Origin of the sequence: Kitasatospora sp. NPDC090308 (assembly GCF_044769485.1) — a bacterium.
Classification (GTDB): domain Bacteria; phylum Actinomycetota; class Actinomycetes; order Streptomycetales; family Streptomycetaceae; genus Kitasatospora; species Kitasatospora fiedleri.
The window spans coordinates 464315-480500 of the sequence record NZ_JBIVXY010000004.1; the positions used below are offsets into that span (position 1 = coordinate 464315).

Annotated in this window: 14 protein-coding genes and 1 pseudogene; 11 read left to right on the forward strand and 4 right to left on the reverse strand. The window is 73.9% G+C overall.

What is annotated here, in order from left to right; all coding sequences use genetic code 11:
• Nucleotides 1-147: 147 nt before the first annotated feature.
• Entirely contained in the window at nucleotides 148-2229 is a 2082-nt protein-coding gene (gene ligA, locus ACIQVD_RS12705) for an NAD-dependent DNA ligase LigA (RefSeq protein ID WP_402288466.1), read from the forward strand.
• 28 nt (nucleotides 2230-2257) lie between these two features.
• On the opposite strand, the gene ACIQVD_RS12710 is transcribed toward ligA, so the two are convergent.
• The 4 genes from ACIQVD_RS12710 to ACIQVD_RS12725 all read right to left on the reverse strand — a co-directional run bounded on the left by ACIQVD_RS12710 (nucleotide 2258) and on the right by ACIQVD_RS12725 (nucleotide 5141).
• Nucleotides 2258-3139: a GNAT family N-acetyltransferase gene (locus ACIQVD_RS12710; RefSeq protein ID WP_402288469.1), complete on the reverse strand. Its 882-nt coding sequence runs from the start codon at nucleotides 3137-3139 to the stop codon at nucleotides 2258-2260.
• A gap of 86 nt (nucleotides 3140-3225) precedes the next feature.
• Complete coding sequence (locus ACIQVD_RS12715; RefSeq protein WP_402288472.1) at nucleotides 3226-3360, reverse strand: hypothetical protein; 135 nt, start codon at nucleotides 3358-3360, stop codon at nucleotides 3226-3228.
• On the reverse strand, nucleotides 3357-4487 hold the full coding sequence (locus tag ACIQVD_RS12720; protein ID WP_402288475.1) for a radical SAM protein: 1131 nt from the start codon (nucleotides 4485-4487) through the stop codon (nucleotides 3357-3359). Before ACIQVD_RS12720 ends, ACIQVD_RS12715 begins: the two co-directional genes overlap by 4 nt.
• A 111-nt stretch (nucleotides 4488-4598) precedes the next feature.
• Nucleotides 4599-5141 (reverse strand): ATP-binding protein, encoded by a 543-nt coding sequence (locus tag ACIQVD_RS12725; RefSeq protein WP_402288478.1) that lies wholly within the window; start codon nucleotides 5139-5141, stop codon nucleotides 4599-4601.
• Nucleotides 5142-5354: 213 nt separating this feature from the next.
• Here ACIQVD_RS12725 and ACIQVD_RS12730 point away from each other — a divergent pair, with 213 nt between their 5' ends.
• The 10 genes and pseudogenes from ACIQVD_RS12730 (at nucleotide 5355) to ACIQVD_RS12775 (ending at nucleotide 16180) form a co-directional block, all read left to right on the forward strand.
• A complete protein-coding gene (locus ACIQVD_RS12730) occupies nucleotides 5355-6722 on the forward strand; it encodes a tetratricopeptide repeat protein (RefSeq protein WP_402288481.1) in 1368 nt (455 codons plus the stop codon).
• A gap of 166 nt (nucleotides 6723-6888) precedes the next feature.
• Nucleotides 6889-7653, forward strand: a complete 765-nt coding sequence (locus ACIQVD_RS12735; RefSeq protein WP_402288484.1) for a dienelactone hydrolase family protein — start codon at nucleotides 6889-6891, stop codon at nucleotides 7651-7653.
• A gap of 158 nt (nucleotides 7654-7811) precedes the next feature.
• Nucleotides 7812-8012: a hypothetical protein gene (locus ACIQVD_RS12740; protein WP_400684583.1), complete on the forward strand. Its 201-nt coding sequence runs from the start codon at nucleotides 7812-7814 to the stop codon at nucleotides 8010-8012.
• 603 nt (nucleotides 8013-8615) lie between these two features.
• Nucleotides 8616-9560 (forward strand): aminoglycoside phosphotransferase family protein, encoded by a 945-nt coding sequence (locus ACIQVD_RS12745; protein WP_402288487.1) that lies wholly within the window; start codon nucleotides 8616-8618, stop codon nucleotides 9558-9560.
• A gap of 19 nt (nucleotides 9561-9579) precedes the next feature.
• Nucleotides 9580-9684, forward strand: a pseudogene (locus tag ACIQVD_RS12750) (IS5/IS1182 family transposase); the annotation flags it as partial.
• A gap of 630 nt (nucleotides 9685-10314) precedes the next feature.
• Nucleotides 10315-11316, forward strand: a complete 1002-nt coding sequence (locus ACIQVD_RS12755) for a TauD/TfdA dioxygenase family protein (protein ID WP_402288489.1) — start codon at nucleotides 10315-10317, stop codon at nucleotides 11314-11316.
• A 102-nt stretch (nucleotides 11317-11418) separates the two neighbouring features.
• Nucleotides 11419-12639, forward strand: coding sequence for an ROK family protein (locus ACIQVD_RS12760; RefSeq protein ID WP_100838996.1), 1221 nt, complete (start codon nucleotides 11419-11421; stop codon nucleotides 12637-12639).
• A gap of 126 nt (nucleotides 12640-12765) precedes the next feature.
• On the forward strand, nucleotides 12766-14379 hold the full coding sequence (locus ACIQVD_RS12765) for an ABC transporter substrate-binding protein (protein ID WP_400684575.1): 1614 nt from the start codon (nucleotides 12766-12768) through the stop codon (nucleotides 14377-14379).
• Nucleotides 14380-14382: 3 nt separating this feature from the next.
• A complete protein-coding gene (locus ACIQVD_RS12770) occupies nucleotides 14383-15327 on the forward strand; it encodes an ABC transporter permease (RefSeq protein ID WP_400684573.1) in 945 nt (314 codons plus the stop codon).
• A gap of 7 nt (nucleotides 15328-15334) precedes the next feature.
• The gene (locus tag ACIQVD_RS12775) at nucleotides 15335-16180 is read left to right on the forward strand and encodes an ABC transporter permease (protein ID WP_400684571.1); all 846 of its coding nucleotides are present in this window, start codon (nucleotides 15335-15337) and stop codon (nucleotides 16178-16180) included.
• The last annotated feature ends 6 nt before the right edge of the window (nucleotides 16181-16186 follow it).

The window sequence follows — 16186 nt, forward strand, 5'->3', positions numbered from 1 at the left end:
AGTGGCTCCTGGGTCTCGCGGGGGGTCGCTCGGCGTGCCTTCCCCGCTTCCGCGATCCCACTCTCGCCCGAACGGGTTTCACCCGTCGCTGACGGGGTGTCAGGCGGTTCGGTCGGAGGCGGTCGATTGTCAGTGCGGAACGGAAGGATGACGGTCATGGACAACGCCGCTCCGCTCTCCTCCAGCGACTACGCCGACGCCGTTGCCGCCGCGCGGGCCGCCGCCGCCTACTACGGGGACGGGGCGACGCCGCTCGGGGACGACGAGTACGACGCACTGGTGCGGGCGATCGCGGCCTACGAGCAGGCGCATCCGGACGAGGTGCTGCCGCAGTCGCCGACCGGGAAGGTCGCGGGCGGCGCGGTGGTGGGCGACGTGCCGCACGGCGTGCCGATGCTGTCGCTGGACAACGTGTTCGACGACGCCGGGCTGGCCGACTGGGCCGCGGGCCTGGAGCGGCGGCTGGGCCGGGCGGTGGCCGGGTGGTGCGTGGAGCCGAAGCTGGACGGGCTGGCCGTCGCCGCCCGCTACCGGAGCGGGCGGCTCCAGCAGGTGCTGACCCGGGGCGACGGCCTGGCGGGCGAGGACATCACGCACGCCGCCGACGCCGTCCTGGGCCTGCCCGCCGTGCTGACGCGCCCGCTGGACGTGGAGCTGCGCGGCGAAGTGCTGCTGACCACGGCCCAGTTCGAGGAGGCCAACCGGATCCGGCTCGCGCACGAGGCCGCCCCGTTCGCCCACCCGCGCAGCGGCGCGGCCGGGACGCTGCGGGCCAAGGACCGCCCGTACCGGATCGAGCTGACGTTCTTCGCCTACGGGGCGATCGGCCTGGACGAGGAGCTGGGCCACAGCGCCCTGCTGGAGTCCCTGGCCGGGCTCGGCGCGAACACCGCCGCCGGGACGGCCGCCGCCCCGGTGCGCTGCGAGACGATCGAGCAGGTCCGGGAGCGGATCGCCGGGATCGCCGCGCTGCGCGGCGCGCTGCCGTTCGGCATCGACGGCGTGGTGGTGAAGGCCGACGCGGCCGCGGACCAGCGGCAGGCCGGCTCCGGCTCCCGGGCCCCGCGGTGGGCGGTGGCCCGCAAGCTCGCGGCGGAGCACAAGGTGACCCGGCTGCTGGCGGTGGAGTGGGCGGTGGGCCGCACCGGCATCATCGCGCCGCGCGCCGTCCTGGAACCGGTGGTCATCGACGGCGTCACCGTCACCTACGCCACCCTCCACAACCCCGCCGACATCACCCGCCGCGGGCTGATGCTGGGCGACCGGGTCTTCGTCTACCGCGCGGGGGACGTGATCCCGCGGGTGGAGGCCCCGCTGGTGGAGGAGCGCACCGGCACGGAGCGGCCGATCGTCTTCCCCGCCGCCTGCCCGCGCTGCGGGGAGGGGACCGACACCGGCGAGCAGCGCTGGCGCTGCGTGCGGGGCCGCGACTGCCAGGCGGTGGCGTCGATCATCTACGCGGCGGGCCGCGACCAGCTGGACATCGAGGGCCTGGGCTCGACCCGGGCGGTGCAGCTGGTGGCGGCCGGGCTGGTCACCGACCTCGCCGACCTGTTCACCCTGACCCGCGAGCAACTCCTCTCCCTGGAGCGGATGGGCACCACGAGCACCGACAACCTGCTCGCCGCGATCGCCACCGCCCGCACCCGCCCGCTGAACCGCGTCCTGTGCGCGCTGGGCGTGCGCGGCACCGGGCGCAGCATGTCGCGGCGGATCGCCGCGCACTTCGGCTCGATGGCGGCCATCCGGTCGGCGGACGCCGAGGCCCTGGCCGCCGTGGACGGCATCGGCCCGGAGAAGGCCCGCCTGGTGGTCTCCGAACTCGCCGAACTGTCCGCGCTGCTGGACCGCCTGGCCGACCTCGGCGTGGGCACCCAGGTCACCACCCCGACCGCGCCCGCCGCCCCCGTCCCCGCCGAAACCGCCGCTGCCCCGGCCACCGGCCCGCTGACCGGCGAGGCCGTGGTGGTGACGGGCAGCATGACCGGCCCCCTGGCGGCGCTCTCCCGCAACGAGATGAACGAACTGATCGAACGCGCCGGCGGCAAGGCGTCCTCCTCCGTCTCCAAGCGCACCACCCTCCTGGTCGCGGGCGAGAAGGCCGGTTCCAAGCGCGCCAAGGCCGAAGGACTCGGCATCCGCATCCTCGACCCCGAACAGTTAGCCGCCCTGCTCGCCGAACACCTGCCCACCGCGCCCGTCACGGCCGTCGCGGCCGTCGCGGCCTGAGACTGCCTCCGGTGATCGCGACGGCGGATCAGACGGTGGCGGTGCGGACGAGGCCGAGGTCAGTGAGTCCTTCGGAGCGGCAGAGCGTGTCGGAGGGGCCGCCGATCTCGGTCTGCAGGAGCTGGTAGTCGGCACCGCGGGTGTGACCCCAGTGCATGGCGGCCCGCCAGAGCGCTCGGCCGTGGCCGTGGCCGCGGTGGTCGGGCAGCACACCGAAGTACTGCGGCAGCAGCCGGGTGCGGCCGACGGGATCGGGCAGGGTCTCCATCGGGCCGATCGCCCCGATGACCCGACTTCCGGCGACGGCGACCAGGACCGGTCCGACGGCGGCGGCCCGCATGCGGGAGCTGAGGAAGGCGAAGCCGTCACCGGCCAGTGTGCCGGCGAACTCGGCGAACGTCGCCCGCACGGCCTCCGGGTGGGCCTCCAGCGGCCGTACGGCGTCCGACTGGGCGACGCGAGGCCGGTCGGGGGTGAACTCGCGGAGCTGGACACGGGTGCAGGCCCCGGCGGTGGTGCTGGTGGGCCGGCCCGGGGGGTGGAAGGAGAGGACGCGGGCCTTGGCGGCGCCGTGGGTGGCGGCGAGCTTCGCGGCGAGTTCGGCGGCCTCCTGGTCGACGTCGGCCGGGACGCCGTAGAGGTGGACCTTGAGGGTGCCGGTGCCGCGGGTGGAGAGCGTCGGGATGAGGGTGAGGCCGGGTCGGTGGACGATGTCGAGCGGCAGGACCGTCTCGTCCTTGGTGTCCGACCAGCGGCGGTCCTTGTCGTGGACGAGGAAGCGGCCGGTGCCGGCGAGGTCGATGACGTCGGCGAACAGCTCGGGGGTGAGTGCGTCGGGGTGGACCGGTCCGAGGGTGGGCACGTATGGCACGGTCACCACGGGGCTCATCCAGTCCCACGTCAGGCGCATGCGAGCACCCTACCCATCGGCCCCGCACGCCGCGGGCCCCGGCACGGAAGCGACCGGGGCCCGCGGGTTTTCGAGCATCCGGTGTCCTAGAACGGGTTGTCGTCGCCCGCGTTGCAGGAGCACTTTGTGGACTCGGCGAGTTCGTCGAGGTCGTCGACGAGTTCGACGTCGACCACGTCGACGCGGGTGGCTCCGAGCTGGATCACGGCCTGGGGGTTCATGCGGACACCTCCTCCCTGGGTCGTCCGTGCCGGCAGTAGCTCGCGAGTGGTGCCTTCGCCTCCTGGTAGAGCTTGGCCATCGGCCGGCAGACCCCGCAGGAGCCGGACAGCCGGCAGCCGGAGCACCCACCGGTGCGAAGCATGAGGGAGTCGGCGATCGCGCCCAGGCGTCGGAGGCCGTCGAGGCCGTCGGTCATGAGGTCCACGCCGGGGTCGCGGCCGACTTTGCAGATCGACGCCTTGCCGTGCGGGTCGGAGTGGAAGAAGGTGTGGCCGGCGTTGCAGCCGGTGAACACCCTCCGCTGCCGCAGGTGCTTGGCGGACTGCGCGGGCAGCGACTCGGCGCCGCCGTAGATCGTCGGGGCCATGTTGACGTAACTGTTGTGCTCCAGGCCCCAGTTCTCGGCCATGGCGACCATCGCGGCCTCCTCGTCGGCGGAGTGCTCGGTGACGACGAGGTTGAGCCGCATCGGGAGGCCGGCCTCCAGGGCGGCGGCCATGCCCTTCTGGAAGGTCGCGAAGGAGCCCTTGCGGCGGGTCAGGCCGTCGTAGCTGGCGGCGCTGGCCCCGTAGACGGAGACGACGACCCGGTAGGCGGGCAGCCTGCTGAGGAGGTCCAGGATCTTCGGCTGCCACAGGCGCGAGCCGTTGGTGGAGACGGTGAGCATCATGCCGAGCCTGTGGGCGAGGGTGTAGGCATCGGTGAAGTCGCGGTCGACGGTCGGCTCGCCACCGGTGATCTGCAGCCACAGCACCCCGGCATCGCGCATCAGGTGCAGGAGTTTGGCCTTGCCCTCCATGCTCAGGCCCTCGAAGGTCTTCTCACCGAGGTAGCAGTGCTCGCAGTCGTAGTTGCAGCCGAGGTTGATCTCCCACGACGCACGGCTGTACTGCGGGTCGGCCGGGGCGCGGACCAGCAGGTACTCCCGCAGCGGGCGGACGGGAGAGAGGTCCATCGCCCAGCGCTGCCGGACTGCCTTGATCAGCCAGGCCGGGGCCGCCTCGTCGGCAGCGGCGGCCCGCTCCAAGTCGGCGTAGTGCCGCATCGGGACCTTGATTCCCGCGGTGCTACCGGGATGGACGACCAGGTAGTCGTCCAGGAACCGGCTGACGATGAGTTCGTGCACTTCAATGGCCTCCTTGATCGGGTCGGACGGCTGGCGCTCGGGGAAGGCGGGTACTTCCGTGCGGCGTGCGGGGGCGTGCCGCACGGAAGTACCCGCCGAGGACAGAGGGGGTCACCGCCGCCCGGTGCCCGCCCCGGCCGGCGTTCCAGGCCGGGTGCCGGGGCGGGGGCGCGGGGGACGCGGCGGCGGCCGGAAGCGGTCGAACAGGGGCCGGGCCGCCCGGCGGGGCTGCGACAGGAGTTGTCGGCGGCTCAGTGGCTGTTCAGGCAGGAGGAGTTCGGCCCACACCCGTTTCCCGGCCTCGGTCCGCTCGGCACCGTGGTCGCGGGCCAGGAGCTCGACCAGGAACATGCCCCGGCCGTCCTCCGCGTCCGGGCCGACCGTACGGGCCCGGGGCAGGATGAACGAGCCGTCGAAGACCTCGACCATCGCCAAGCACCGCGCCAGGTCGGCGTGGACGGCGACAGTCAGCACCGCGCCCTTGGAGTGCCGTACCGCGTTGGTGACCAGCTCCGAGGTGATCACGTCCAGCGCGGTGCGGGTGTCTTCGTCCAGGCGGATGTCCCAGCCGACGACCAGGGACTGGACCTGGCGCCGGGCGGGCCGGACCTGGGAGGGGTCTCTCATAAGGTGGAACGACGAACTGACAGCCATGACACGACCCTTCGGCGACGCTTGATGGGCGGCACCCGCCACCGGGACGGATCGAACGCAGTGGCGGGTGCCGCCGAACGGGAAGGCCGGACCGGGCACCGCTCCTGCCCACCCGATCAACCTGACACAGAGTCAACATGTGTGCGCCGGGCGTGAACACGGTAGAGACACCCCGGACCCTTGAAACCCTTGAAACCTCGCCGGGGGGCTGGCATGGCAGCACGGATGCGGACGCCGAACGGCAAGCTCGCCGCGCTGATCGCGCAGTGCCGCTGGTCGAGCAACGGTGAGTTCGCCCGCGCGGTCAACCGGGCCGGCACCGAGGCCGGGATCAAGCTGCGGTACGACGAGTCCGCAGTGTCGCACTGGCTCTCGGGCACCCGGCCGATGGCCAAGTACCAGGCCGTGGTCCTGGAAGCCCTCACCCGCCGGCTCGGCCGACCGATCACCGCGTTCGAGGCCGGATTCGCCGATCAGCCGGACGTCCGGCCCGAAGCACCGGATACCGTGGCGGGACTGATCGACCTGGGGAGCATGGACATGGACCCATCGCGAAGGGGCGTGCTCAGCGCGGGCCTGTACTCGGTCGCCCTGACCATCCCCGGCTGGAAGGACGTCCTCGGACGGTTCGAACGGATCAGGACCGACCCGTACACCCGGATCGGCATGGCCGAGGTCGACGCGGTGATCCAGATGACCGAGCGGATCAGCGAACTCGACGACCGGTTCGGGGGCCGGACCGCCCGGCCGATGGCCGCCGCGTTCATGGTCAACAACATCGCCCCGTACCTGAAGGCCGACGCCTCCGACGAGGTCCGTCGGGCGATGCTCTCCGCCGCGGCCGACCACCTGTACCTGACCGGCTACATGGCCGTCGACGAGCGCCTGGACCTGCTCGGCCAGAGCTACTACACCAAGGCCCTCGAACTCGCCGGCGCCGCCGGCGACCACCTGACCTACTGCACCACCCTGCGGGGCATGAGCGTGCAGGCGGTCGAACTCGGCCACGGCGCGGCCGCGTTGCGGTACGCCGACGCCGCGTCGGCTGCCGCCCCCGAGGCCGGCCCCAGGATGCGCGCGTTCCTGGCCGGGCAGCAGGCCCACGCACTCGCCCGGACCGGCGACGCGAGCGGCGCGATGGCGATGCTGCGCGAGGCGGAGACCGCGATGGAGAAGGCCGAGTCGAAGGCCAAGGCCCACGGCTCCTACGACCCGTCCTCGCTCGCCTACCACGTCGCCCAGGTCAACTACGAGCTCGGCAACCGCGACACCGCGATCCGCGCGATGGAGCTCTCCGAGAAGATCCGACCCACCGTCTACCGCCGGGCCAGGGTGCGGCACCGCGCGATGCTCGCCGAGTGGAAGCTCCGGGAAGGCCGACTGGAGGAGGCGGTGACCGAGTGGCACCGTGCGCTGGACGACTACCCGCACGTCCAGTCCGGCCGGGCCGACGACCGCTACCGGGCGATGCTCGCCGCGATCGGCCCGCACCGCCGCAACGCCCACGCCCGCGAACTGTACGAACGCGCCCGTCCGCTGGCCCGGCCAGGACTCTCCGTCCACCCGCCCGCCGGCGTCTGACCGGCTGGTACTCGTCCCCTTTCCCGCTGGACCGTCAGCCGGTCTGCCCGGTGCGGGAGTTGACGCGGCGGGCCGGGACGGGTGGTCTCCGGCCGGGCGGCGGCGGGTAGCGTGGGGCCCGCGGGGCCAGGTCGGGTCAGCGGAGGGCGACGGGGAGCGGCGCGGGATGGACGCGGGAGATGTGACGGGGCGTTGGGTGCGGCCGGACGGGGGTGGGCCGGAGGTGTTCCTGGCCGCGCCCGAGGGGGTGCCGCCGGCGGCCACCGTGGTGGTCGGGCAGGAGCTGTTCGGGGTCACGGCGTGGGTGCGCGAGGTGTGCGGGCGGCTGGCCGCCGCCGGGTACGCCGCCGTCGCGCCGGACTTCTACGGGCGGGCGGCGGAGCGGGCCGAGCTGCCGTACGACGACACCGGGCGGGTCACCGGCTTCGAGTTGCTGGGCACGCTGACGGCCGAGCAGGTGACCGCCGACACGGCGGCGGCGCTGGCCGTCGGCGCGTCCCTCGGCGGGGGCCCGGGGCGGGCGTTCGTCGGCTTCTCGGTCGGCGGCCACCTGGGCCTGCTGGCCGGGACGCGTCTGCCGCTGGACCTGGTCGCCGCCTGCTACCCCGGCTGGACCCTGGAGGGCCCCACCCCGCTCGCCGACGAGCACCCCCCGCTCACCGAGCAGGGCGCCGCCGCGCTCGCCGCCCACGGCACCGCGGTGCTCGGCCTGGTCGGCGCGGAGGACCACGTCGTCCCGCCCGAGCAGTGGGCCCGGATCTCCGCCCGCCTGACCACCGCTGGCGTCCGCACCGACCTGGTCTGCTACCCCGGCGTCCCGCACGGCTTCCTGTGCGACCACCGCCCCGCGACGTTCCGGCCCACGGAGAGCGAGGACGCCTTCGCCCGGATTCTCTCGGCGCTCGCGGACCTGGCGGTCCGGCGCCCCTGACGGCGGGACGGGAGGAGGAGGGGGCGGGACGGCGCACCGCCCCCGTCACGGCTCCGCCCCCTGCTCCGAACGGGCGGCTCCGCGTCACCGTCCCGGCCGGTCGCGCGTTGAAGGGCCGTCAGCCCTTGCCCCGTCACCGCACGCCCGAGGAACGCCGCATGCGCACCGCACTCCCCGCCCTCGCCCTCGCCGCCGCGCTCCTCTCGGCCGCCGCCCCCGCCGGCGCAGCCGCCGAGGAGGCCGCCGGGCCGGTCCCGAACCAGGGCTACAGCATCCCGGTCGGCGCGATCACCGACCTGGGCGCCCTGCCGATGCTGGGCAACCTGGGCAACGACTTCGCCCACCTGCTCGGCCAGTAGGGGCGACCGCCGCTGGATGACGGGGACCGGCTCCCGGCCCGGGAGCGGCCGCGCAGACGGCGCGGGGGCGGCCGACCGCCCCCGCGACCACTCGCCGCGTACGGGCACCGGCCTCGGAATCGACCGTCCGGGCCGTGCCCGCCTCGGGATGTCCGCTGTCGCCCGGGCCCTGCGGCCCGAGTCGGCACGGCCACGTCCGCACCCGGCGGGCCTGCGGCTGGGGTCCGACCAGCGCGGCCGCCGAACCCGTCGGCACCTCCCCAGTGGTCGATCACGGCTTGTCCGGCAGGGTGGTCCGGACGGTCGAGGCCGACCCGAAAGGCGCTGCGCGGAAGCCGGGGTGCAGCACGTGCCGGATGACCCGTCGTTCCCTCCCGCTCGGTGGCGGGCGCCGGACAGTGGTGTGCGCGGCTCCGAGCGGGAACCGCCTCGCGAGCTTCGCGACGGGTGCCGCAGTGGCTCGACCGCCCCGTCGCGTGCCCACGGGAACGACTCGGGCGCCGAGCGGTCCGGTTCCCGGGTTCCGCCGCCGACGGGCCGGGCGGATCCGCGCCGGGAAATCGTCTTGCGGCCGTCCCGGGCCGCGGCGGAGGATCCTCGGTGATGAGCGAGACGAGGAACCCTCCGCCGGACGGCCGGGCCGGGATCGACGCCGGGCTGGTGCGTCGTCTCCTGCGCACCCAGTTCCCGCAGTGGGCGGAACTGCCGGTCGTGCCGGTGGCGGTGGACGGGTGGGACAACCGCACCTACCGGCTCGGCGATCGGATGACGGTGCGTCTGCCCACGCACGCCGCCTACGTCCCGGCGGTGGAGAAGGAGAACACCTGGCTGCCGCGCCTGGCGCCGTCCCTGCCGCTGCCCGTTCCGCAGGTGCTGGGCAGGGGCGAGCCGGGTGAGGGGTACCCGCATCCTTGGTCGGTGCGCGGCTGGATCGACGGGGAGACCGCGGCGGCGGGACACATCGCCGACCTGCCCCGGTTCGCCGAGGCCGTGGCCGAGTTCATCCTCGCCCTGCACCGGTGCGACACCACGGGCGGACCGCTCGCGGGTGCGCACAGCTTCCAGCGGGGGGCCTCGCCGGCCCACTACGACGAGGAGACCCGGCGCTGTCTCTCCGCGCTCGGCGGGTACGTGGACACCGCGCACGCCACCGCGATCTGGGACGAGGCCCTGGCAGCGGAGTGGACGGGCCCGCCGGTGTGGTTCCACGGCGACCTCGCCGAGGGCAACCTGCTGGTCTCCGGGGGCGAGTTGAGCGCCGTCATCGACTTCGGCACCTGCGGCGTCGGCGACCCGGCCTGCGACCTCGTGATGGCCTGGGGGCTGTTCACCGGCCCGAGCCGGGCGGCGTTCCGGCACGCCGTGGGGCAGGACGAGGGCACCTGGGCGCGGGCCCGCGGCTGGCTGACCTGGAAGGCACTGCTCGTCCTCGCCGAAAGCGTCGAGAGCGCCAGGAAGGCGGGCCGTCCGACGGCGGCCGTCTCCGCCCGGGCGGAGACGAGTCTGCGGGTCCTCGACGAGGTGATGGCCGACCACCGACGCGCCTAGGACTCGTCCGCACAGTGGTGTGGTCGTCGGTCTGTTCGTGGTGCGTCGTCATGGGTCGGCCGATGAGTCGTGGGCGGTGATCGACCCGTTGCCGGCACCGTCCCGGCTGGGTCGCCCGGCTCGGGGTCCCGGCCGCGCACCCGCCGCGCCCGCGTGCCGCGTCGCGCCGACGGGCCGACGGGCCGACGGGCCGACGGGCCGACGGGCCGACGGGCCGGATCGGAGTCGTGGCCCTGAGGAGCGGGTTCGGGGCGCGGCCCCGGGTTGTTTCCGCTCGGGAAGTTTTGCTCGGGCGAGGGCCCGGCGACAAGGGCGGACGGGGGTTCGTCGCGGGGCCGTCACCACGCCGCAACATGTCGAAATACTCCGCAACACCCGCCCCCAACTGGGCGGATGGCGATTGACAGCGGGCGTCGCGGCCCAGCACGATGAGCGCCGAGCCCACTCGCAGCGAGCCGGAAGGAGGGCCGATGCGTACCGCCGTTGTCGTCTGTCGTGCGTCGTGCCCGGTCCCGGTGTCCGTGTGCCGCGGTGGCTGTTGTCCGCGCTGCCGCGCGTAGTCACGACGCCCCTCTCACCGTTCTCCCCCTTCTCTCCGGTACGGCGGCGCGCCCTCGGGCTGCCCGGATGCCGTGCCGTGTCCGCATCCGCGTTCGGCTGATGCGTCGGGCAGCCGTATCCGCTGCCGCCGCCACTGTCGCCGTGTCACCGTCGCCGTCTCTCCGTCTCTCCGTCCCACCGAAGGAGTTCCGCCATGTCCGTTTCCACGTCCGCCCCCGCTCCCACGTCCACGCCCGCGTCCACCGATCTGCGGCTGACCCCGGCCGCGGGGCGGATCGGCGCGGTGGTCCACGACGTCAAGCTGGGCGCCGACCTGCCGGCCGCGACGGTGGCGGCGCTGGAGGCCGCGCTGTACGAGCACAAGGTGCTGTTCTTCCGTGGGCAGCAGCACCTGGACGACGCCGAACACGAGGCGTTCGCACGGCTGTTGGGGCAGCCGGTGTTCCACCCGACGGTGCCCAGCGCGGACGGCCGGTACATCTTCGAGCTGGACGCCACCAAGGGCGTGCGGGCGAACAACTGGCACACCGACGTGACCTTCGTGCCCTCGTACCCGAAGGCGTCGATCCTGCGGGCGCTGGAGCTGCCGCCGGCGGGCGGCAGCACGGTGTGGGCGAACACCGCGGCCGCGTACCAGGACCTGCCGGCGCCGCTCAAGGCGCTCGCGGAGAGCCTGCGGGCGGTGCACACCAACGACTACGACTACGCCGCGAACCTGGCGCTGGCACCGGAGTTGGCGGACAACGCCGAGGTGGCGAAGCGGTTCCGGCAGGTGTTCGTGTCCACCGCGTTCAAGACCGAGCACCCGCTGGTGCGGGTGCACCCGGTGACGGGTGAGAAGCACCTGCTGCTGGGGTCGTTCGCGCAGAAGATCGTCGGGGTGTCGGGCAAGGACAGCCGGGCGCTGATCGAGCTGTTCCAGCGGTACGTGGAGCGGCTGGAGAACAGCGTGCGCTGGGACTGGCAGGTCGGCGACGTGGCGATCTGGGACAACCGGGCCACCCAGCACTACGCGGTGAACGACTACGGCGACGAGCCGCGCCTGGTGCGCCGGATCACCCTGGACGGCGACCTGCCGGTGGGCGTGGACGGTCGGCCGAGCCGCCTGCTGGAGCCGGCCGACCCGCCGCGGGTGGCGGGCCTGGTCCCGGCGGTCGAGCTGGAGGCGGAGGCGCTGGCCGGCCCGGTCTCCTGACCGGGCCGTCGACAACAACACCGGCAAACCGATCGACTACCACATTGACCGTCCATGCCGGAATGTCAATCAACCGCCTTGCACCACACAGGAGTTGAACCAGTGAACGGCACCGTCCGCAGTACCGCCGGGGAGCGTCCGGCCTTCCGGCCCGGGGACGACCGGCGGGAGGCGAACGCCGCCACCGTGCTGCGGGCGGTGCTGGACCACGGGCCGGTGGCGCGCAGCGGGGTGGCCCGGTTGACGGGGCTGAGCCCGGCGGCGGTGTCACGCCAGGTGGTGGATCTGCTGCGGCTGGAACTGCTGGCGGAGCGACCGGAGTTGGCGGTCACGGCGCCGGGTTCGCGGGGTCGTCCGCAGCTGCCGCTGGAGGTGGACGCGGAGCGGCTGGCGGTGGCCGGGCTGCACATCGGCCTGCCGTACAGCACGTTCGCGCTGCTGGACCTGCGCGGCCGGGTGCTGTTCCGGCAGGAGCTGCCGAACGGCGGGCGGCGCGGGCCGGCGGTGCTGAAGGCGCTGCTGGCCCGGCTGCCGCGGCTGCTGGCGGCGGCCGCGCCGGTGGAGTCCGGCCGCCGGGTGCTGGGGCTGGGCGCGGTGACCGGCGGGGCGGTGGACAGCGAGCGCGGGGTGACGGTCCGGCACGAGCCCCTGGGCTGGCGGGACGTGCCGTTGCGGGCGCTGCTGGAGCGGGCCACCGGGCTGCCGGTGCGGGTGGACAACCACGCCCGGGCGCTGGCGGCGGCGGAGGTGCTGTTCGGCGATCCGGCGGCCCGGCGCTCGATGGTGCAGCTGTTCGTGGGCCACGTGGTGGACGCGTCCATCTCGGTGGCCGGGACGGTGCACCAGGGTCCGCCATCGGTGACCGGTGACGGCGGGCACCTGCCGGTGCCGGGCAGCACGGCGCGATGTCACTGCGGTCGCCGCGGCTGCCTGTCGGTGGCCGCCTCGGACGACACGCTGTTCGAGGCGGCGGTCGCGCAGGGCGTGATCGCCCGGCCGGACCGGGGGCTGCTGCTGGCGGCGGTCCGGGCCGGTGACGGGCGGGCCGACGCGCTGGTGCGGGAGCGGGCCAGGGTGGTGGGCGGGGCGCTGGCCCTGCTGGCCGACGTGGTCAACCCGGACCTGCTGGTGCTGACCGAGACCTTCGCGCTGGCCGACCCGGTCTACCTGGACGAGGTGCGCGCGGAGTTCGCGCTCCGCTCGCACCTGCACCGGGACGCCGACCTCCTGGTGGCGCAGCGCTTCGGCGCGGACGCGCTGGCGGTGGCGGCCTGCGCGCCGGTGCTGGGCGAGCTGTACGCCCGTCCGCTGCCGGGCCTCTGAGCCGCCGGACCCGCCCGCCCGACACCCCCTTTCCCACCCGCACTCCCCGCTCCCCGCTCCCCGCTCCCCGCTCCCCGCTCCACCCCGTCCCATCCCGAACCCGCTTCTCCCGAAGGACTGTTGACCATGACCGTGTTCTCCGCCGGCTCCGGTGGCCCGCTCCCCCTCTCCGCGATCTCGCGCCGGGCGCTGCTGCGCGGCGCCCTGGCGGGTACCGGTCTGCTGGCGCTGTCGGCGTGCCGCTCGGCGGCGGACGCCTCGTCCGGGACGGACGCGGCGGCGGCGTCGGACGCGGCCTCGCCGCGCCGGGGCGGGGTGCTGACGGTGGGTGTCGGGGTCGACTTCACGCCGGCGCTGCTGTTCGCGCAGAGCGCCAACTCGCTGTTGCAGCGGCTGGTGTTCAACACGCTCACCCGTTACGACGAACAGCTGCGCCCGCAGCCGGAGTTGGCGAAGAGCTGGGAGGTGGCGGCGGACGGCCTGAGCGTGACGCTGAAGCTGCGCGAGGACGTGGCGTTCCACAGCGGGCGCCGGTTCACCGCGGACGACGTGGTGTTCGCGATCAAGAACCTGCAGAACCCGGTGCGTTCGGCGCAGTTGCGTTCGACGGCGCTGACCGTGGCGGACTTCCGGAAGAACGGGGACTTCGAGCTGACGCTGGTGCTGGCGCACCAGGTGTCCAACCTGTTCGACCTCTTCGAGTTCATGATCATCCCGGATTCGGAGTCCGTCGAGGACGCCGTCGCGGGCACCAGGCTGATCGGCACCGGCCCGTTCACCTTCACTGACCGCAAGCCGGGGTCCTCGCTGAGCTTCGCCCGCAACGAGAAGTACTGGAACCCGGGCCGGCCGTACCTGGACGGGGTGGAGATCAAGGTGATCCCGCAGGCGGAGACGCTGCTGTCCTCGGTGAAGACCGGCCAGACCCACCTGTCGTACGCGGTCCGCGGCAAGGACGTGGCGACGCTGAAGGACGACAAGCGGTTCCGGATCACCCAGTACGACACCGGGGCGGGCGCGTTCTACATCGGCGCGAACCTGTCCTTCCCGGAGGTGCAGGACAGGCGGGTGCGGCAGGCCATCGCCTGGGCGATCGACCGGGACCGGCTGGTGCAGCAGGCGCTGGGCGGGTACGCGACGGTCTCCTCGGTGCCGTGGCCGAAGTCCTCGCCGGCCTACCGGGAGCAGGACGCGAACCGGTACCACCACGACCCGGAGAAGGCGAAGGCGCTGCTGGCGGAGGCCGGGGTGACCTCGCTGTCGCTGCCGCTGGCGCACCAGTCGGACGCCGGGTCGACGGCGGTGGCGCAGATCCTGCAGTACGACCTCAAGCAGGTCGGCATCGACGTGCAGTTGCAGCCGGTGGACTCGCCGACCATGCAGAAGCAGCTGATCTCGCAGTCCATGCCGGCGCTGTGGACGCTCAGCCACAGCTTCTCGCAGGCGCACCCGGCGACGCTGGCGGTCAGCGCGTACCCGTTCAACGAGGCGAAGAACACCTCGAAGTTCTCCTCCCCGGCGTACACCGAGGCCGTGCAGAAGGCGTGGAACCGCTCGGACGCGGACAGCCCGGAGGCGAAGGCGCTCTACCAGCAGGTGACGGACATCCTGCTGGAGGAGCAGTTCATCATCGACCTGGCGATCGCCGGGCTGGTGGAGGTCGCGGGCGCGCAGGTGCGCGGGGTGACGCTGAACAAGTACTCGTACCTGAACCTCGACGACGCGTACCTGGCGGGCTGAGCGGTGCGGACCTTCCTGTTCAAACGGCTGCCGAGCGGGGTGGCGGTGCTGGTGGCCGCCTCGTTCACGGTCTTCCTGATGCTGCGGCTGATCCCGGGCGACCCGGCGACCACGCTGGCGGGGCCGGACGCCTCGCCGGCCGTGATCGCGGCGATCCGGGAGCGGCTGGGGCTGGACGCGCCGCTGCTCTCGCAGTACCTGCACTGGCTGGGGCAGGTGCTGACGGGCGACCTGGGGCCGAGCTACGCGATCGGCGGGCAGGTCTCCGAGCTGATCGGGGACGGCCTGGCCTCGACCGTCCAGCTCACCCTGGTGGCGCTGCTGCTGGTGGTGGTGCTGGCCGTGCCGACGGCGCTGTACGCGGTGTCGGCGCGGCGGCGGGCGCTGGCGGGGGCGCTGCGGGCGCTGACCACGGGGGCGCTGGCGGTGCCGCCGTTCGTCACCGGCGTGGTGCTGGTGCTGGTGTTCGCGGTGGGCCTGGGCCTGCTGCCGGCCGGCGGGTACGCCTCGCTGTTCGACGCGCCGGACCTGGCGGTGCAGTACCTGGCGCTGCCGGCGCTGTGCCTGGCGCTGCCGAGCGCGGCGATCCTGGCCCGGTACCTGCAGGACGGGCTGGAGCGGGCGCTCGGCGAGGACTACGTGCGCACCGCGACGGCGCTGGGGGTGCCGCGCCGCCGCATCCTGTGGCGGCACGCGCTGCCGAACGCGCTGCCCGCCGCGGTCACCGTGCTGGGCCTGCAGATCGGCCAGCTGGTCGCGGGCGCGGTGGTGGTGGAGCGGATCTTCGCCTGGCCGGGCCTCGGCCAGCTGATCGAGCAGGGCGTCCAGCGCCGCGACTACCCGGTGGTGCAGGACCTGCTGCTGCTGGTGGTCGCCGGGTACGTGGCCGTGCAACTGCTCACCGACCTGCTGTACTCCTGGCTCGACCCGCGCGTGCGGTGGGAGTGACGACACGATGACCACGATCCCCTTTCCCCTGGTTGCCCGTTCGCGCAACCGCTACGTCGCCGGGCTGCTGACCTGGCGGGGCGTCAGCGGGCTGGTGCTGGTCGGGACGGTGGCGCTGGCCGGGCTGCTGGCGCCGCTGCTGTCCGGCGCCGACCCGGACGCGCAGGGCCCGCAGGCGCTGGCCGGCCCGAGCGGGGCGCACCCGCTGGGCACCGACGACATCGGGCGGGACCTGCTCAGCCGGCTCCTGCACGGCATCCTCACCGACCTGTCGATCATCCTGACGGCCGTTCCGGCGGGCGCGCTGGCCGGTGCGGGGCTGGCCCTGCTGGCGGCCACCTCGCGGACCGCCGACCTGGTGGTGCAGCGGCTGTTCGACCTGGTGCTGTCCTTCCCCGGGCTGATCCTCGGCCTGGCGGTGACGGCGATCCTCGGGCCGGGCCGCTGGCCGGTGGTGATCATCATCGCGCTGGCCGAGGTGCCGTACTTCGGACGGCAGTTGCGGGCGGGCGTGCTGGTGCAGCGGGAGCGCGAGTACGCGCTGGCCGCCCGGGTCGGCGGCGCGGGCCGGGCCAGGGTGCTGCTGCGGCACGTGCTGCCGAACGCGGTCGACCCGCTGATCGTGCAGGGCGCGGTCGCCCTGTCGGTGGGCGTCTTCATCGAGGGCGCGCTCAGCTTCCTCGGCCTGGGCGTCCGCCCGCCGGAGCCCACCCTGGGCAGCCTGATCAGCGGCTCGGTCGCCTACCTGGACACCCACCCGCTGCTGGCCGCCGCCCCGCTGGCCGTCACCACCGCCCTCGTCCTCGGCTTCACCCTGCTGGCCGAGGCCCTGAACCGTGGGGCGCGCACATGAGCACGG